This window comes from Cedecea neteri (assembly GCF_000757825.1).
GTDB classification, from domain to species: domain Bacteria; phylum Pseudomonadota; class Gammaproteobacteria; order Enterobacterales; family Enterobacteriaceae; genus Cedecea; species Cedecea selenatireducens.
Map to the genome: position 1 here is coordinate 2582531 of NZ_CP009451.1, position 17964 is coordinate 2600494.

Annotated in this window: 20 protein-coding genes; 11 read left to right on the top strand and 9 right to left on the bottom strand. The window is 53.6% G+C overall.

Annotated features, from left to right (window positions below; all coding sequences use genetic code 11):
* The first annotated feature begins 8 nt into the window (after window positions 1–8).
* A complete protein-coding gene (gene coaD / locus JT31_RS11930; protein ID WP_038477164.1) occupies window positions 9–488 on the top strand; it encodes a pantetheine-phosphate adenylyltransferase in 480 nt (159 codons plus the stop codon).
* Here coaD and mutM read toward each other — a convergent pair whose 3' ends face one another.
* The 4 genes from mutM to radC form a co-directional block, all read right to left on the bottom strand.
* A complete protein-coding gene (gene mutM, locus JT31_RS11935; RefSeq protein ID WP_038477168.1) occupies window positions 489–1298 on the bottom strand; it encodes a bifunctional DNA-formamidopyrimidine glycosylase/DNA-(apurinic or apyrimidinic site) lyase in 810 nt (269 codons plus the stop codon).
* A gap of 68 nt (window positions 1299–1366) precedes the next feature.
* Window positions 1367–1534 (bottom strand): 50S ribosomal protein L33, encoded by a 168-nt coding sequence (gene rpmG, locus JT31_RS11940; protein ID WP_003024094.1) that lies wholly within the window; start codon window positions 1532–1534, stop codon window positions 1367–1369.
* A gap of 20 nt (window positions 1535–1554) precedes the next feature.
* Entirely contained in the window at window positions 1555–1791 is a 237-nt protein-coding gene (rpmB, locus tag JT31_RS11945) for a 50S ribosomal protein L28 (protein ID WP_008457442.1), read from the bottom strand.
* Between the two features lie 214 nt (window positions 1792–2005).
* The gene (gene radC / locus JT31_RS11950; RefSeq protein WP_144244042.1) at window positions 2006–2683 is read right to left on the bottom strand and encodes a RadC family protein; all 678 of its coding nucleotides are present in this window, start codon (window positions 2681–2683) and stop codon (window positions 2006–2008) included.
* 165 nt (window positions 2684–2848) lie between these two features.
* On the opposite strand from radC, the gene coaBC reads away from it, so the two are divergent.
* From coaBC to slmA, 3 genes are all read left to right on the top strand, one after another.
* Window positions 2849–4060 (top strand): bifunctional phosphopantothenoylcysteine decarboxylase/phosphopantothenate--cysteine ligase CoaBC, encoded by a 1212-nt coding sequence (gene coaBC, locus JT31_RS11955; protein ID WP_144244099.1) that lies wholly within the window; start codon window positions 2849–2851, stop codon window positions 4058–4060.
* On the top strand, window positions 4038–4496 hold the full coding sequence (gene dut, locus JT31_RS11960) for a dUTP diphosphatase (protein ID WP_016538880.1): 459 nt from the start codon (window positions 4038–4040) through the stop codon (window positions 4494–4496). The genes coaBC and dut overlap by 23 nt, the downstream gene beginning before the upstream one ends.
* A gap of 120 nt (window positions 4497–4616) precedes the next feature.
* Complete coding sequence (gene slmA / locus JT31_RS11965; protein WP_016538879.1) at window positions 4617–5213, top strand: nucleoid occlusion factor SlmA; 597 nt, start codon at window positions 4617–4619, stop codon at window positions 5211–5213.
* Between the two features lie 45 nt (window positions 5214–5258).
* Here the strand turns inward: slmA and pyrE are convergent, their stop codons facing one another.
* Window positions 5259–5900 carry an orotate phosphoribosyltransferase gene (gene pyrE / locus JT31_RS11970; protein ID WP_038477181.1) on the bottom strand — a complete coding sequence of 214 codons (642 nt, stop codon included), beginning with the start codon at window positions 5898–5900 and terminating at the stop codon, window positions 5259–5261.
* Window positions 5901–5982: 82 nt separating this feature from the next.
* Entirely contained in the window at window positions 5983–6699 is a 717-nt protein-coding gene (gene rph / locus JT31_RS11975; protein WP_038477184.1) for a ribonuclease PH, read from the bottom strand.
* Between the two features lie 125 nt (window positions 6700–6824).
* On the opposite strand from rph, the gene JT31_RS11980 reads away from it, so the two are divergent.
* Window positions 6825–7688 carry a YicC/YloC family endoribonuclease gene (locus JT31_RS11980; RefSeq protein ID WP_038477188.1) on the top strand — a complete coding sequence of 288 codons (864 nt, stop codon included), beginning with the start codon at window positions 6825–6827 and terminating at the stop codon, window positions 7686–7688.
* Window positions 7689–7724: 36 nt separating this feature from the next.
* On the opposite strand, the gene JT31_RS11985 is transcribed toward JT31_RS11980, so the two are convergent.
* Window positions 7725–8114, bottom strand: a complete 390-nt coding sequence (locus JT31_RS11985) for a hypothetical protein (protein WP_038477191.1) — start codon at window positions 8112–8114, stop codon at window positions 7725–7727.
* 187 nt (window positions 8115–8301) lie between these two features.
* On the opposite strand from JT31_RS11985, the gene JT31_RS11990 reads away from it, so the two are divergent.
* Window positions 8302–8919, top strand: coding sequence for a trimeric intracellular cation channel family protein (locus JT31_RS11990; RefSeq protein ID WP_038477194.1), 618 nt, complete (start codon window positions 8302–8304; stop codon window positions 8917–8919).
* On the opposite strand, the gene ligB is transcribed toward JT31_RS11990, so the two are convergent.
* The gene (gene ligB / locus JT31_RS11995) at window positions 8913–10604 is read right to left on the bottom strand and encodes an NAD-dependent DNA ligase LigB (protein WP_038483054.1); all 1692 of its coding nucleotides are present in this window, start codon (window positions 10602–10604) and stop codon (window positions 8913–8915) included. The two genes, JT31_RS11990 and ligB, sit on opposite strands and share 7 nt — an antisense overlap.
* Window positions 10605–10860: 256 nt before the next feature.
* Here ligB and gmk point away from each other — a divergent pair, with 256 nt between their 5' ends.
* The 5 genes from gmk to recG are packed head-to-tail and all read left to right on the top strand — an operon-like array spanning window position 10861 to window position 16732.
* On the top strand, window positions 10861–11484 hold the full coding sequence (gene gmk / locus JT31_RS12000) for a guanylate kinase (protein ID WP_038477197.1): 624 nt from the start codon (window positions 10861–10863) through the stop codon (window positions 11482–11484).
* A 54-nt stretch (window positions 11485–11538) separates the two neighbouring features.
* Window positions 11539–11814 (top strand): DNA-directed RNA polymerase subunit omega, encoded by a 276-nt coding sequence (rpoZ, locus tag JT31_RS12005; protein ID WP_008457417.1) that lies wholly within the window; start codon window positions 11539–11541, stop codon window positions 11812–11814.
* Between the two features lie 18 nt (window positions 11815–11832).
* Window positions 11833–13953, top strand: coding sequence for a bifunctional GTP diphosphokinase/guanosine-3',5'-bis pyrophosphate 3'-pyrophosphohydrolase (spoT, locus tag JT31_RS12010; protein WP_038477200.1), 2121 nt, complete (start codon window positions 11833–11835; stop codon window positions 13951–13953).
* 4 nt (window positions 13954–13957) lie between these two features.
* Window positions 13958–14647 carry a tRNA (guanosine(18)-2'-O)-methyltransferase TrmH gene (trmH, locus tag JT31_RS12015; RefSeq protein ID WP_038477203.1) on the top strand — a complete coding sequence of 230 codons (690 nt, stop codon included), beginning with the start codon at window positions 13958–13960 and terminating at the stop codon, window positions 14645–14647.
* 3 nt (window positions 14648–14650) lie between these two features.
* Entirely contained in the window at window positions 14651–16732 is a 2082-nt protein-coding gene (recG, locus tag JT31_RS12020; protein WP_038477206.1) for an ATP-dependent DNA helicase RecG, read from the top strand.
* On the opposite strand, the gene gltS is transcribed toward recG, so the two are convergent.
* Complete coding sequence (gltS, locus tag JT31_RS12025; protein ID WP_038477209.1) at window positions 16729–17931, bottom strand: sodium/glutamate symporter; 1203 nt, start codon at window positions 17929–17931, stop codon at window positions 16729–16731. The two genes, recG and gltS, sit on opposite strands and share 4 nt — an antisense overlap.
* Window positions 17932–17964 lie beyond the last annotated feature (33 nt).

Consider the following 17964-nt stretch of genomic DNA (forward strand, 5'->3'; position numbering starts at 1 on the left):
GGTCAGATATGCAAAAGCGTGCAATCTATCCGGGGACCTTCGATCCCATCACCAACGGCCATATTGATATTGTTACCCGTGCAGCCAATATGTTTGACCAGGTGATCCTTGCCATTGCGGCAAGCCCAAGTAAGAACGCACTGTTTACCCTTGATGAACGCGTCGCGCTGGCGCAGCAGGCAATTGCACATTTGCCTAATGTTCAGGTTCTGGGCTTTAGCGATTTAATGGCAAACTTTGCCCGCAATCAGCAGGCAAACGTACTGGTTCGCGGTTTACGTACCGCTGCAGATTTTGAATATGAGATGCAGCTGGCTCACATGAACCGTCATCTCATGCCGGAACTGGAAAGCGTATTCCTGATGCCGTCGAAAGAGTGGTCGTTTGTCTCTTCTTCCCTGGTCAAAGAAGTGGCGCGCCATCATGGAGATGTCGCTCACTTCCTGCCTGAGCACGTCTGTAAAGCGCTTATCGAAAGGCTTAAATAGCTATCGCTGGCAGCGGCGGCAATAGTAAGTGCTGCGTTGCGCATGCTTACCGGCAACAATCGGCGCACCGCAAACCCTGCACGGCTCTCCTTCCCGCCCATACACCTGCAGCTCCTGCGCAAAATAGCCTGGTTTACCATCGGACTGGAGGAAGTCTTTTAGCGTCGTTCCTCCCTGTTCGATAGAGCGCTGCAATACCGTTTTGATCGCCGCAACCAGTATTTCAGACTCTTTTTTGGACAGCGACTGCGCGCTGCGGTCAGGATGAATGCCTGCTGCAAACAAAGATTCGCTGGCATAGATATTCCCCACGCCAACAACAAGTTTGTTATCCATTAGCCAGGGCTTAATGGCCGTTTTCTTTTTGGCGGATTTCTCACGCAGGTACCCGGCATTGAATGCATCGCTCAGCGGTTCAGGCCCGAGATGCGCCAATACGTTGCTGCCTTCCAGCTCTTTGGCCCACAGCCAGGCGCCAAAGCGGCGCGGGTCGGTATAGCGCAGGACTTTGCCGTTGCTCATGATCAGATCAACATGATCGTGCTTCTCCGCCGGAAGCTCTTGCGCAAGGATCCTCAGGCTGCCGGACATTCCCAGGTGAATAATTATCCAGCCATCAGGTAATTCCAACAGCAAATACTTGGCTCGCCGCTGCACGCTTATCACCGGCTTATCGCTCAGGGCATGGATTTCATCAGAAACCGGCCAACGCAGTCGCCCATTGCGTACAACCGCATGCAAGATTGTTTCACCCACCAGATGCGGCTCGATACCGCGTCGGCTGGTTTCTACCTCAGGTAATTCAGGCATCTCTCCTCCGGGAAGCAGGCATAAAAAAACCCGGCCTGAGCCGGGTTTCTTCAACAAAGTTACCAGAATTATTTAATTTTGGCTTCTTTGTATAAAACGTGCTGACGGACAACTGGATCGAACTTTTTCAGCTCCAGTTTTTCCGGCTTAGTACGTTTGTTCTTCGTGGTGGTATAGAAGTGACCAGTACCAGCAGAAGAAACCAGCTTGATTTTCTCACGAATACCTTTAGCCATGATTTATTTCCTCTAAGTACTTAGTACTTTTCGCCACGGGCACGCAGTTCGGACAGAACTGTATCGATGCCTTTCTTATCGATTACACGCATACCTTTAGCAGATACACGCAGGGTGACAAAACGCTTCTCGCTCTCAACCCAGAAACGGTGAGAGTGCAGGTTCGGCAGGAAACGGCGTTTAGTCGCGTTCAGTGCGTGGGAACGGTTATTACCGGTCGCCGGACGCTTGCCAGTAACTTGGCAGACTCGGGACATGTCTATTCTCCAAAAATCAAATTAGCTCGAGCTTCGTATAGGGTTAGGCGCCTCGTCAGGCTGCAAGCCTGGTCCCTGGCGGTTCAATGTGAACCACAGTGCCAGGCGCATAATGCCAAACCCGAGATTCTCAAAGGTGGCGTAGTATACGCTGTGTGAGGCATGTGCTCAAGTCCCGAACAGACAAAGATCCCTATGGATCGCGCCTGATGAACTAAATCCACCCTCGTTCAGCGAAAGAAACGTACTCTCCGTGACCAATAACCAGATGATCAAGCACTCGAATTTCCATAAACAGGCAAACTTTCACGATACGTTCCGTAATAGCCCGGTCTGCTTTACTGGGTTCAGCCTTACCTGACGGGTGGTTGTGCGCCAGTATAATGGCTGCCGCGTTGCATTTCATCGCTTCGCGGACAATTTCTCTCGGATGAACTTCAACGTGACTTATCGTACCGGCGAACAAACGCTCACACTTGATGACCTGGTGCTGGTTATTCAGAAACAGAACCATAAATATCTCACGCTGCTCGGTCATCAGCTGACTCTGAAGGTACTCCCGTACCCGGTCAGGCGTAAGCATGGAGAGTTCGTTCACACCCTGAGACGAATAGTAGCGCCTGGCCAGCTCCGCAATGGCGTGCAGCTGAGTGTATTTTGCTTCGCCGATACCTTTCACTTTCTTGAAATGAGAGTAGTCAGCCGACAACAAGCGGTGCAGGGAACCAAATTCGCGTAAAAGCATGCTGGCAAAGGCCAGGACATGCATGCCGTGGTGGCCGGTGCGCAAGAATAGCGCCAGAAGCTCAGTATCCGTGAGTGAACTGACGCCAAATTGAAGCAGTTTTTCACGGGGTAAATGCGCTTTATCAAGATCAATATCCTTTTTCATGACGACCCTCCCTCTCTTACACAGCCTATAGTGCGGCCTTTTTTCTTCTCGGGCGATGGGCGGGTTTTGGTCTTGCGTGATGCCTCGCAAACTGCAAAAAGGCGCATGACAGCGATTGTGATAAAATAGCCATTCGACTGTATCTTCCAACGGATAAAAATCATGATGGGACTTTCCGGCAAGAAAATTGTTCTTGGTGTCAGCGGCGGCATTGCTGCCTATAAAACACCTGAGCTGGTTCGTCGTCTGCGCGATCGCGGAGCGGATGTACGAGTGGTAATGACCGAGGCGGCGAAGGCCTTTATCACGCCACTAAGCTTACAGGCCGTGTCAGGCTATCCGGTGTCCGACAGTCTGCTTGACCCCGCTGCCGAAGCCGCAATGGGCCACATTGAACTAGGCAAATGGGCAGATTTAGTCATACTGGCGCCTGCAACGGCAGACCTGATTGCGCGTGTAGCAGCGGGAATGGCAAACGACCTGGTCAGTACAATCTGCCTGGCAACGCCAGCTCCGGTTGCCGTCGTTCCGGCAATGAACCAGCAAATGTACCGTGCGGCTGCAACCCAACATAATCTGGACGTTCTAACCGCTCGTGGCCTGCTGATTTGGGGGCCGGATAGCGGCAGCCAGGCATGTGGCGATATCGGGCCAGGACGTATGCTGGACCCGCTGACGCTGGTTGATATGGCGGTGGAACATTTTTCCGTCGTCAAAGATCTGCAACATCTGAACGTCATGATTACCGCCGGCCCAACGCGCGAACGTCTGGACCCCGTCAGATACATCACCAACGACAGCTCAGGTAAAATGGGCTTTGCTATCGCCGCAGCTGCGGCGGCTCGCGGCGCTAACGTCACCCTGATTTCCGGGCCGGTCAATCTGCCAACCCCGGCATGGGTAAACCGAATTGATGTCACAACGGCGCTGGAAATGAATGATACGGTCCAGCAAAGAGTATCAGGGCAGCATATTTTCATTGGTTGCGCCGCCGTTGCCGACTACCGCGCTGCGGTTGTTGCCGACGAGAAGATTAAAAAGCAAGGCGATGAAATTACTCTGAAAATGGTTAAAAACCCGGATGTGGTTGCCGGGGTCGCGGCGCTTTCCGAAGGCCGCCCTTATGTTGTAGGGTTTGCCGCCGAAACAAATAATGTGGAAGAATACGCCCGGAAAAAGCGTACTGCTAAAAACCTGGATCTGATCTGCGCCAATGACGTATCTCAGAATAATCAAGGGTTTAATAGCGACAGCAACGCATTGCACCTTTTCTGGCAGGAGGGAGACAAAGTCTTACCGCTTGAGCGTAAAGCACTCCTTGGCCACCTTTTATTGGACGAGATCGTTACCCGCTATGATGAAAAAAATCGACGTTAAAATTCTGGACCCGCGTGTTGGTCAGCAGTTCCCATTGCCAACCTATGCCACCTCCGGCTCTGCCGGTCTTGACCTGCGTGCTTGCCTGGATGACGCCGTAGAACTTGCCCCTGGTGCAACAACGCTGTTGCCTACCGGCCTGGCTATCCATATTGCTGATGCCTCTCTGGCCGCAGTAATCCTGCCTCGCTCCGGCCTGGGCCACAAACACGGCGTAGTGCTGGGCAACCTGGTGGGGCTGATTGACTCCGATTATCAGGGTCAACTGATGGTTTCTGTCTGGAACCGCGGCCAAAATAGCTTCACCATTCAGCCAGGTGAGCGCATTGCACAGATGGTCTTTGTACCTGTCGTCCAGGCCGAATTTAACCTGGTTGAAGATTTTGACGCCAGCGATCGCGGCGAAGGTGGCTTTGGCCATTCTGGCCGCCAGTAATACCGTTTTATAAACGTAACCCTACCGCGCTGATAACGTTAAAACAGACCGCAAACCAGGCGTTTGCGGGCGCGGTTCGGTGTTTACCTGACAAGGTATTTTTCAGGGGTATTTTAGAACATGGCAGAAAAACAGACCGCGAAAAGGAATCGTCGCGAGGAAATACTTCAGTCTCTGGCCCAAATGCTTGAATCCAGCGACGGCAGCCAACGGATTACCACCGCTAAACTGGCGGCAACCGTTGGCGTGTCCGAAGCCGCTCTTTATCGACATTTTCCCAGCAAAATGAAAATGTTCGATAGCCTGATTGAGTTTATCGAAGACAGCCTGATTACCCGCATTAACCTGATTCTGAAAGATGAAAAAGACACCTTAGCCCGCCTGCGGTTAATCGTGCTGCTGGTCTTAGGTTTTGGTGAACGGAATCCGGGCCTGACGCGTATTCTCACCGGTCACGCGCTTATGTTTGAACAGGATCGCCTGCAGGATCGCATTAATCAGCTTTTTGAACGCATTGAGGTTCAGCTGCGCCAGGTCATGCGTGAAAAAAAGATGCGTGAAGGCGAAGGGTTTACCACCGATGAAGCTCTGCTGGCTAGCCAGCTTCTGGCCTTCTGCGAAGGGATGCTGTCGCGTTTTGTACGAAGTGATTTCCGCTATCTGCCCACGGATGATTTTGATACCCGTTGGCCGCTGATTGCCGCTCAGCTTTACTAATAAAAAAGGGCCTTAAGGCCCTTTTTACTGATTCTCAAAAAAAGCTTAAACCCCAAACTCTTCACGGTATTTGCGCACCGCAGCCAGCTTGTCCGCCATCTCAGGCTTCTCTTCCAGATAGGTAATCAGATCTTTAAGAGTGATGATAGAGATGACTTTACACTGATAATCACGCTCAACTTCCTGGATGGCAGAGATATCGGCGCGGCCGCGTTCCTGTCGGTCGAGAGAAATGAGAACGCCGGCCAGGCTCGCGCCATTCGCGGCAATAATCTCCATCGACTCACGAATAGCGGTCCCAGCCGTGATCACATCGTCCACCAGCATAACGCGCCCCTGAAGCGGGCTGCCGACCAGGTTACCGCCTTCACCGTGGTCTTTCGCTTCTTTACGGTTAAAGCAGTAAGGCACATCGCGCTCGTGATGCTCCGCCAGCGCAACCGCCGTCGTGGTAGCAATAGGAATGCCTTTATAGGCCGGGCCGAAGAGCAGATCGAAGTCGATACCGGAATCCATCAGTGCGGCTGCATAGAAACGCCCTAATAACGCCAGATCGCGCCCGGTATTAAACAGCCCGGCGTTGAAGAAATAGGGGCTCGTACGCCCGGATTTCAGCGTGAATTCGCCAAACTTGAGTACCTGTTTGTTAAGCGCAAACTCAATAAACTGGCGCTGATACGGTTTCATGGATTCGCTCCTTAGCATTGTTACACGGACATAAAAGTTACACGGACATAAAAAAAGCGACTTCTCAGTCGCTTTTAAAAAATTAATTTTCTAACGCCGCCTTCTGCGACGTGATGATGGAATCAATGCCCCCTCGAGCCAGCGCCAGTAGCGCCAGTAGCTCTTCATGGGAGAACGGCTCGCCTTCTGCGGTGCCCTGCACCTCAATCATGCGTCCGTCTTCCATCATGACAACGTTCATGTCGGTTTCGGCCGCTGAGTCCTCGACATACTCCAGATCGCAGAGTGCTTCGCCGTTGACGATGCCAACGGAAACCGCCGCAACCATGCCTTTCATTGGGTTAGTTTTCAGCTTGCCGGAGGCAACCAGGCCATTAAGTGCATCGGCCAGAGCCACGCAGGCACCGGTGATAGAAGCAGTGCGGGTGCCGCCGTCGGCCTGCAGAACGTCACAGTCAAGCGTAATGGTAAATTCACCCAGCGCTTTTAAATCCACAGCTGCACGCAGTGAACGAGCGATAAGACGTTGAATCTCAAGAGTACGGCCACCCTGTTTGCCTTTTGCCGCTTCACGGGCATTACGGCTGTGGGTTGCACGCGGCAACATACCGTATTCAGCGGTGATCCATCCCTGGCCCTGACCTTTCAGGAAGCGAGGCACACCTTCTTCAAGCGTCGCGGTGCACAGTACTTTGGTATCACCGAACTCGACAAGCACGGAACCTTCAGCGTGTTTAGTGTAATGACGGGTCAGGGTAACTGGGCGCACTTGTTCGGCGCTACGACCTGATGGACGCATGGGCTTATCTCCGGCTAAAACGAATGTGGCTGCGCATTATACGGACTTCAGGCGCTTATTCCTATCCTGCAAGACCCCTGATGGCTATAATCCCCCCATACATTAGCTGAAAACGGGTACGTACTATGATCCGCAGTATGACCGCCTACGCCCGGCGTGAAGTAAAAGGTGAATGGGGCTCTGCCTCCTGGGAATTACGCTCGGTAAACCAGCGCTATCTCGAAACGTATATCCGCATGCCGGAGCAGTTCCGCAGTCTTGAGCCCGTTGCCCGCGAGCGCATCCGCAACCGCCTTACGCGCGGTAAAGTCGAATGCAACCTGCGGTTCGAGCCCGATGCTCGTGCGCAGGGGTCACTGATCCTTAACGAAAAACTGGCTAAGCAGCTGGTTGAGGCCGCTAACTGGGTCAAAATGCAAAGCGATGAAGGTGAAATTAACCCGGTAGATATTCTTCGCTGGCCGGGCGTAATGGCCGCTCAGGAGCAGGATCTTGACGCAATCACCGCCGAAATACTTTCCGCTCTTGACGGCGCGCTGGACGACTTTGTTATTGCCCGTGAGACCGAAGGTCAGGCGCTGAAAGCGTTGATTGAACAGCGCCTTGAAGGCGTCAGCGGCGAAGTGGTTAAGGTTCGCGCCCAAATGCCAGAAGTCGTGAAATGGCAGCGCGAGCGCCTGGTTAACAAGCTGGAAGAAGCCGAAGTTCAGCTTGAGAACAACCGCCTTGAGCAAGAGCTGGTGCTGATGGCACAGCGCATTGACGTCGCTGAAGAACTGGACCGCCTCGAAGCACACGTCAAAGAGACCTATAACATCCTGAAAAAGAAAGAAGCCGTTGGCCGCCGCCTCGACTTTATGATGCAGGAGTTTAACCGCGAGTCGAACACGCTGGCTTCTAAGTCAATCAATGCAGATGTCACAAGTTCGGCTATCGAGCTGAAAGTCCTGATCGAACAGATGCGCGAGCAGATTCAGAATATCGAGTGATGCCGTATAAGCCTGCGTTCAGCAGGCTTTTTCTTTTTACGTATACGCTAAACGCTGCTCCGCCGTAATGAGCCCCATCTTTTCTAGCTGAATAGCCACCGCACGCGCAGAACGTCCAAACTCACCGCCTAAGGCTTCAATAGCCTCACTTTGCCCAAAACGTTCCGCCAGGATTACTTTCTCTTCTTCAGTCCAGGGGAAGTAAGACTTTGCCGGGCGCCCCTCTGCAAGGTTACGCTGCTTTTTTTCCTCCGGCGTCAGCTTTGTTTTTTTCTGTTTTTCCGGCGTAGCCGACAGCTCCTCTATCAGGGCAAACAGTATTCGTATTGCTTCCGGCTTATTTGCTGTCGATTCGGCGGTCAAAATCTCTCCTGTCTCTGGATGGATGCCGTTCGCTAGCGCTTTTAACATCGCCAGTATTTTCATCGACCCTCCTTAAATAATTTTACTAATCCATTTATCAAAAAAATAATCAAACAAACTTCAACACAGAAGGAACAAACCTTCATTTTTGGATAAATAAAACTAATCATTTTTCATTCAACTTAGAAAATCTCAATCGTGATACAGCACACAAAACGTTACCCTCCACCTGTTTTCTGAGGGGACAGACATGCTGCTACACATCCTTTATCTGATTGGTATCACGGCGGAAGCCATGACCGGGGCGCTTGCCGCCGGCCGCCGCCGCATGGATACGTTTGGCGTCATTATCATCGCAACCGCTACGGCACTGGGCGGAGGTTCAGTTCGCGATATTCTGCTTGGCCACTATCCCCTCGGCTGGGTGAAACACCCCGAGTACGTTGTGATTGTTGCCATCGCGGCGGTACTCACCACTATCATGGCCCCGGTGATGCCACACCTGCGTAAACTCTTTTTGGTACTTGATGCGCTGGGTCTGGTTGTTTTCTCTATCATCGGTGCTCAGGTTGCCCTTGATATGGGTGAAGGCCCTATCATTGCGACCATTGCCGCCGTGATCACGGGAGTCTTCGGCGGAGTGCTGCGAGATATGTTCTGCAAACGCATTCCACTGGTGTTCCAAAAAGAACTGTATGCCGGTGTCGCCTTTGCTTCGGCCGTGCTTTATATCGCACTTCAGCACTACGTTAGCAGCCATGACGTCGTGGTGATTGCGACCTTATTATTCGGATTCACCGCTCGGTTGCTTGCGCTTCGCCTGCGCCTTGGCCTGCCTGTCTTTCATTACAAGCACGCCGATCACTGACGGCTAAACCCCTGAATGTTGTACTGGCCCAGGAAGGTGGCCAGGGCAACAACCTGTGGATGTTTCATAAAATCCATTAACTGCTTTGCCCGCTTAAGCCCCACGCCGGGCAAAGTTTGCCAACGTGATAGCGTCCAGTCTCCCAGTTGATACCAGCGCTTATCTTTGATGGCTTCATGCGCACTTCGCGGCAGCGGCATTCCTAAAGCCATCACCCAACGAATAAACGACTGCTTTCGGGATAAAGAAAATTGATGCCATAGCAGCTCGGTTTTTTTCGAAGAGAATCCGGGCAAAGCTGACACCTCTTCTCTGCTCAGCGTCAGCCATGAAAAAATATGCTGAAGCCGCGTGCGCATGTGCAAATGCCGCCAGGTACTCTGGCTTACTCCCGCTAAATCAAGCACGGGCTTTTGGCTCATCCATGTCAGACGGGCAATAAATTGTTCTGCACACTCTGCGGATGAATAAAGGCAGCTGACTGGAGTAAATGAAGCCATTTCCGGTATTGATGTTTCTCGCTGGCTGACGCGCCAGACAACCTCGTCCACACGAGGTATTCCTTGACCCGCCAGGCTGATTTTCACTTTATCACCGGCCACGACATCCCATTCTTTCCAGCGTTTTAGCGAGCCAATGTTCACCCGCCGAACACGTTTATCGTCGAGCTGCACCTCCTCCAGCTCAAGCACGACGGATACCTTGCCGGTACGCCCAACGGCAAAATCAACGTTACGGACTTCGGCGATTTTTTCTGCAGGAGGATATTTCCACGCTACGGCCCATTCTCCCTGGCCTGGTTGCCAGAAAGTAGACTGGGGTTCACGTTGCTGGCGAATCACAACCCCATCCGTGACAAAAGGAAGTGGTTGGTTAAACCAGCTATCACGCAGACGGGTCACCTCGTCAATATTGGCTACCGGCATGGACCAGGCAGCGGTGAGTGAAAATCCCTCATCACGCAATATCTTTCCCTTTTCGACCATACCTTCAGGACCCTCCGGCCAGGCCCATATAAATACGCCCAGAAGGTTCGGCTCGCTAACGGGTCCCGTACGCAACATCTCCCCGGCAACTTTAGAACGCGCATTTATGCCCCCCATCTGGCTTTGAATATGGCCGTCTCGTTTCAGGAAAAGTTCTCCCTGCAATACGCTGTTCGCAAGTGGCCCAGAAACCTGAGGAGGAATTGCAGCAATACCGGCAGCTTTATGCGTCCAGTCCTCTCCCTTTAGGCCATCGCCGCGGCTGAGCATTTTCACCAACCGGCCCTGTTGATAGACCAGCGTTATCGCCACGCCGTCAATTTTGGGCTGCACCCATAACCCCTGACGCCCTTTCCCCCATAGCGCAACAGCTCGTTTATCCGGCAACTTTTTGAGTCCGGTATGTGCAACAGGATGAGGGAAGCGCCCTGCGGAGCCCATCCTGACGGGTTCTCCATCTATTCCCGGCTTAACACAACGCCGCCATACGGAGAGTGTCGCCTGCAAGTTGTCGTAAACCGCATCACTCACCAGGCTTTTTCCCTGCTGAAAGTAAGAGTCATCCAGAATGGCGAGCCGCTTCGCCAGACTTTCAATTTCTGTCTGTGTTCTTAGCGCTGACCATGCCGGGCACGAGGCCGACACAGTGGCCGTGACGTTAAGTAAAATAACGCTCAGTACTAATGCTATCCCTTTCATGTTGCCCCCATTGTCTTTCTCAGCGGAGGTATAACCGGGCACTGCATTTTTCACGAGCGAGAATTATTCCTCACGCGAGATGGCGCCCTAAAAACCTGTTTTGTTACATAGAAAGCAGCAAAGAAGTGGAAAACATCGCGTAAAACACGAGAAAAAAAGCGCCAGCCGATGACAAAATCTACGTACCACGGCGGCGGTGTGTATAATATGCCGGTAGACGCTCTTCCCTTTATGCATACCGATTAAGTTAGAACTCATGGCTCAAGGCACGCTTTATATTGTTTCCGCTCCAAGTGGCGCGGGTAAATCCAGCCTCATCCAGGCTTTGTTAAAGACACAACCGCTGTATGACACCCAGGTTTCCATCTCTCATACCACTCGTGGTGTGCGCCCTGGTGAAAATCACGGGGAACATTACTTCTTTGTCAGCAAAGACGAATTTCAGCAGATGATCGCTGAAGACGCTTTTCTTGAGCATGCGGAAGTGTTTGGTAACTACTACGGTACGTCGCGTCGCGCGATTGAAAACGTCCTGGCAACCGGCGTGGATGTATTTTTGGATATCGACTGGCAGGGCGCAGAGCAGATTCGTCAGAAAATGCCTCAGGCCCGCAGTATCTTTATTCTGCCGCCGTCAAAAGACGAGCTTGACCGCCGCCTGCGTGGCCGCGGCCAGGACAGCGAAGAAGTGATTGCAAAACGCATGGCGCAAGCCGTTGCGGAAATGAGTCACTATGCGGAGTATGATTACCTTATCGTTAATGACGACTTCGATACCGCCCTGTCTGATTTAAAGATAATCATTCGTGCCGAGCGTCTACGAATGGGTCGCCAAAAGATGCGACATGACGCTTTAATCAGCAAACTATTGGCAGACTGACACCAGTTTCAGTATCATGCCCAGTCATTTCTTCACCTGTGGAGCATTTTAATTATGGCACGCGTAACCGTTCAGGACGCTGTAGAGAAAATTGGTAACCGTTTTGACCTGGTACTTGTGGCCGCGCGTCGCGCTCGTCAGATGCAGGTTGGCGGTAAAGATCCGCTGGTACCGGAAGAAAACGATAAAACGACCGTTATCGCACTGCGTGAAATCGAAGAAGGGTTGATCACCAACCAGATTCTCGATGTGCGTGAGCGCCAGGAACAGCAAGAGCAGGAAGCCGCAGAACTGCAGGCCGTAACTGCTATTGCTGAAGGTCGTCGTTAATTAGCCTGCGGGTAGCCCTTGTATCTGTTTGAAAGCCTGAATCAGCTGATTCAAAGTTATCTGCCAGAGGAGCAAATTAAGCGCCTCCGGCAGGCATACCTTGTCGCACGTGATGCTCACGAGGGACAAACTCGTTCAAGCGGTGAACCCTACATCACCCATCCAGTCGCCGTTGCCTGTATCCTGGCCGAGATGAAACTCGACCATGAAACGCTCATGGCAGCGCTTCTGCATGACGTGATTGAAGACACCCCGGCCACCTACCAGGATATGGAACAGCTGTTTGGCAAAAGCGTTGCCGAACTGGTGGAAGGGGTTTCTAAGCTAGACAAACTGAAGTTCCGCGATAAGAAAGAGGCTCAGGCCGAAAACTTCCGCAAAATGATCATGGCGATGGTGCAGGATATCCGCGTCATTTTGATCAAGCTTGCTGACCGTACCCACAACATGCGTACGCTCGGGTCACTGCGCCCGGATAAGCGTCGACGCATTGCCCGTGAAACCCTCGAAATCTACAGCCCACTCGCTCACCGCCTCGGTATTCATCACCTGAAAACCGAACTGGAAGAGCTCGGCTTTGAAGCGCTTTACCCAAACCGCTACCGCGTCATAAAAGAAGTGGTAAAAGCGGCGCGCGGTAACCGCAAAGAGATGATTCAAAAGATCCTCTCGGAAATCGACGGGCGTTTACAGGAAGCAGGCATCCCCTGCCGCGTAAGCGGTCGCGAGAAGCACCTTTACTCCATTTACTGCAAGATGACGCTCAAAGAACAGCGTTTCCATTCGATCATGGATATCTACGCGTTTCGCGTCATTGTCCACGATATGGACACCTGCTATCGAGTCCTCGGGCAAATGCACAGCCTCTACAAGCCTCGTCCGGGCCGGGTTAAAGACTACATCGCCATTCCGAAAGCGAACGGCTATCAGTCTCTGCACACCTCAATGATTGGGCCGCACGGCGTCCCGGTTGAAGTGCAAATCCGTACCGAAGACATGGATCAGATGGCGGAAATGGGGGTCGCTGCGCACTGGGCTTATAAAGAACAGGGCGAAAGCAGCACTACCGCACAAATTCGCGCTCAGCGCTGGATGCAGAGCCTGCTGGAGCTGCAGCAAAGCGCCGGTAGTTCGTTTGAATTTATCGAGAGCGTAAAATCCGATCTGTTCCCGGATGAGATTTACGTTTTCACCCCGGAAGGCCGCATTGTAGAGCTGCCCGCTGGCGCGACGCCGGTGGACTTTGCCTACGCCGTGCATACCGATATCGGCCACGCTTGCGTCGGCGCTCGCGTCGACCGCCAGCCGTACCCGCTTTCACAGTCTTTGACCAGCGGGCAAACTATCGAAATCATCACTGCGCCTGGCGCGCGGCCAAACGCCGCATGGCTCAATTTTGTCGTCAGCTCGAAAGCTCGCGCCAAAATTCGCCAGATGCTGAAAAACCTTAAGCGTGATGACTCCGTAAGCCTGGGTCGCCGTCTGCTCAACCATGCGCTGGGCGGTAGCCGTAAACTGGCAGAAATTCCGGCGGAAAATCTCCAGCGTGAGCTGGACCGCATGAAGCTTGCGTCTCTTGACGATCTACTGGCTGAAATTGGCCTCGGTAACGCGATGAGCGTGGTGGTGGCGAAAAACCTGCAGGGTGAATCGTCGATTACCGCTCAACCCGGTACTACGGCATCGACAGGCCACAGCAATTTACCGATCAAAGGCGCCGACGGCGTATTGATCACCTTCGCTAAGTGTTGCCGCCCAATTCCAGGCGATCCTATCGTCGCTCACGTCAGCCCGGGCAAAGGGCTGGTTATCCACCATGAATCCTGTCGAAATATTCGTGGCTACCAGAAAGAGCCTGAGAAGTTTATGGCCGTGGAGTGGGATAAAGAGACCGAGCAGGAGTTCATCACCGAGATCAAGGTGGACATGTTTAACCACCAGGGCGCTTTGGCGAATCTCACCGCGGCAATCAATACCGCTGGCTCTAATATTCAAAGCCTGAATACCGAAGAGAAAGACGGCCGAGTGTACAGCGCCTTTATTCGTCTGACAGCCCGGGATCGCGTCCATCTGGCTAACATCATGCGCAAAATTCGCGTGATGCCGGATGTGATTAAAGTTACCCGCAACAGAAATTAGTGTTATGAATCCTCAACGTTATGCGCGTATTTGCGAGATGCTCGCCAGACGCCAGCCGGACCTGACCGTGTGTATGGAGCAGGTGCATAAGCCCCATAACGTCTCCGCCATCATCCGTACCGCCGATGCCGTAGGCGTGCATGAAGTGCACGCCGTTTGGCCCGGAAACCGTATGCGCACCATGGCGTCTGCCGCTGCAGGAAGCAACTCCTGGGTTGAAGTCAAAACGCACAAGACTATCGGCGAGGCCGTTACTCAGCTAAAAAGCAGCGGAATGCAGATTCTGGCCACTCATCTTTCCGATAAAGCCGTCGATTTCCGTGAGATAGACTATACCCGCCCAACCTGCATTCTGATGGGGCAGGAAAAAACCGGCATTACCGAAGAGGCGCTAGCGCTTGCTGACCAGGACATCATCATCCCGATGATTGGCATGGTGCAGTCGCTGAACGTCTCCGTTGCCTCCGCGCTGATTCTGTATGAAGCTCAGCGCCAGCGTCAAAATGCAGGCATGTATCGCCGCGAAAACAGTACGTTACCGGAATCAGAGCAGCAGAGATTGCTGTTTGAAGGCGGTTACCCTGTGCTGGCGAACGTCTCCCGCCGTAAAGGCTTACCGTACCCACATGTGAATCAGCAGGGTGAGATAGAAGCTGATGCCGCATGGTGGGCAACGATGCAGTCAGCGAAGTAAGCCATGAAAGGCCGCCTGCTGGATGCCATACCGCTAAGCACGCTTGCCGGAGTGGGTGCCAGCCAGAGCGGCAAGCTGGCCAAAATTGGCCTGCACACGATTCAGGATTTACTGCTGCACCTGCCGCTTCGCTACGAAGACCGCACCCATCTCTACCCCATTAACGATCTCCAACCCGGCCTTTACGCCACGGTGGAAGGTGAAGTGCTGAACTGCAATATCTCCTTCGGCGGCCGCCGAATGATGACCTGCCAGATTAGCGACGGCACCGGCATTCTTACCCTGCGCTTCTTTAATTTCAACGCGGCGATGAAGAACAGCCTTTCCACCGGAAAGCGCGTGCTCGCTTACGGTGAAGCCAAACGCGGTAAATACGGTGCCGAGATGTTCCATCCTGAATACCGCATTCAGGGGGATCTCAGCACGCCGGATCTGCAGGAAACGCTCACGCCGGTTTACCCGACAACTGAAGGCATCCGCCAGGCCACACTGCGTAAGTTGACCGATCAGGCGCTTGAGCTGCTGGATACCTGCGCAATTACCGAGCTTCTGCCCGCCGAGCTGAGCCAGGGCATGATGAGCCTGCCGGAAGCGTTACGCACCCTGCACCGCCCGCCGCCGGACATGAAACTGGCCGATCTCGAAACCGGTAAGCATCCTGCGCAGCAGCGGCTGATCCTCGAAGAACTGCTTGCCCATAACCTGAGCATGCTGGCACTACGCGCCGGGGCACAGCGTTACCATGCGCTGCCGCTGGGCAATCACGACGAGCTAAAAAACCAACTGCTTGCTGCCCTGCCCTTTAAACCTACCGGGGCACAGGCGCGAGTCGTGGCAGAAATAGAACGCGATATGGCGCTGGACGTCCCCATGATGCGCCTGGTACAGGGCGATGTGGGTTCCGGTAAAACGCTGGTTGCCGCACTTGCCGCGCTGAGAGCTATTGCTCATGGGAAGCAGGTTGGCCTGATGGCACCTACCGAGCTGCTGGCAGAACAGCACGCCAATAACTTCCGTCTGTGGTTTGAACCATTAGGCATCGAAGTGGGCTGGCTTGCCGGAAAGCAGAAAGGGAAGGCCAGAATTGCGCAACAGGAAGCCATCGCCAGCGGTCAGGTTTCAATGGTGGTCGGCACTCACGCTATTTTCCAGGAACAGGTACAGTTTGCCGGACTGGCGCTGGTTATCATTGATGAACAGCACCGTTTTGGCGTTCATCAGCGCCTGGCGCTGTGGGAAAAAGGCCAGATTCAGGGCTTTCACCCTCATCAGTTGATCATGACCGCGACCCCTATTCCGCGCACGCTGGCGATGACCGCCTATGCCGACCTTGATACTTCCGTTATTGACGAGCTGCCGCCGGGACGAACGCCGGTCACCACCGTTGCGATAGCCGATACCCGACGGGGCGAGATAATCGAGCGCGTACGCAGCGCCTGCCGCGACGAGAAACGCCAGGCTTACTGGGTTTGCACGCTGATTGAAGAGTCTGAACTGCTGGAAGCCCAGGCGGCAGAAGTCACCTGGGAAGAGCTCAAAACCGCGCTGCCGGAGCTTAATATTGGCCTGGTGCACGGGCGTATGAAGCCGCAGGAAAAACAGGCGGTGATGCAGGCCTTTAAGCTAGGTGAACTGCATCTTCTGGTCGCCACCACGGTGATTGAAGTCGGCGTGGATGTGCCCAACGCCAGCCTGATGATTATTGAAAACCCCGAACGTTTAGGGCTTGCGCAACTCCACCAGCTGCGCGGCCGCGTAGGCCGTGGCGCGGTGGCCTCTCATTGCGTGTTGCTGTATAAATCCCCGCTATCCAAAACGGCGCAGCTTCGCCTGCAGGTGCTGAGAGACAGCAACGATGGCTTTGTGATTGCGCAAAAAGACCTGGAGATTCGAGGGCCTGGCGAGCTGCTTGGAACTCGCCAGACGGGTAACGCAGAATTCAAAGTGGCCGACCTGCTGCGGGACCAGGGGATGATCCCGCAGGTTCAGCGCCTGGCGCGCCATATTCACGAACGCTATCCCGAACAGGCTAAGGCGCTGATTGAACGCTGGATGCCGGAAACCGAACGCTACTCCAACGCTTAAGCAAACAGCGGCAGCATCAGGAACAGCTTGATCACCACCGCATTCACGATGTCGATAAAGAACGCTCCCACCATCGGCACCACCAGAAACGCCATATGCGACGGGCCAAACCGCTCGGTAATTGCCTGCATGTTAGCAATAGCCGTCGGCGTGGCGCCCATGCCAAAACCACAGTGACCGGCGGCCAGCACCGCCGCATCGTAGTTTTTGCCCATAAAACGCCAGGTCACAAAGATGGCATATAGCGCCATAAACAGCGTTTGAACGGCCAGAATAGCCAGCATAGGCAGCGCCAGAGAAGCCAGCTCCCAAAGTTTAAGGCTCATTAACGCCATCGCCAGGAACAGCGACAGGCAAACGTTGCCCAACACCGAAACCGCACGCTCGTAGACGCGGTAAAACCCCACCGCCGCCAGTAAATTACTGAGAATGACGCCGACAAACAGCACGCAGACAAACGTCGGCAGCTCAAACAGCGTCCCCTGCAGCAATCCGGCAACGACGCGTCCGGCCGTCAGGCAAATGGCAATCAGGGCAATAGTTTCAATCAGCACCAGGGACGTAATGACACGCCCTACGTCAGGCTTTTCAAACGCGCCGGGAATTTCATTATCATCCGGGGCGCCATTCGGCGTAGAAGAATGCCTCACCAGATAGCGAGCAACCGGGCCGCCAATTAACCCCCCCAGCACCAGGCCAAAGGTCGCACAGGCCATGGCAACCTCCGTCGCATTCTGGAAGCCATAGCGCTCGGTAAAGAGCTTGCCCCAGGCCGCACCGGTACCGTGCCCGCCGGATAAGGTTATCGAGCCTGCCAGCAGCCCCATCAGCGGATCGAGCCCCAGCATGCTGGCCATACCGATGCCAATAGCGTTCTGCATCACCAGCAGCCCAACGACGATAAGCAGGAAAATCCCCACCACCTTCCCGCCCTTGCGCAAGCTGGCGATATTGGCGTTCAGGCCGATAGTGGCAAAGAAAGCGAGCATCAAAGGATCTTTGAGGCTCATATCAAACTCAATTTCCCAACCCATGCTTTTTTTCAGGACCAGCAGCGCAACGGCGACCAGCAGCCCACCAGCGACGGGTTCAGGAATGGTGTACTTCTTGAGAAAAGGGACGGAGTGGACCATTTTACGCCCCAGAAGCAGGACTAACGTAGCGGCCACCAGAGTAGAAAGGGTATCAAGATGAAACATTGCAGTGCTCCTTTATTGCGCATCCATTAGTCG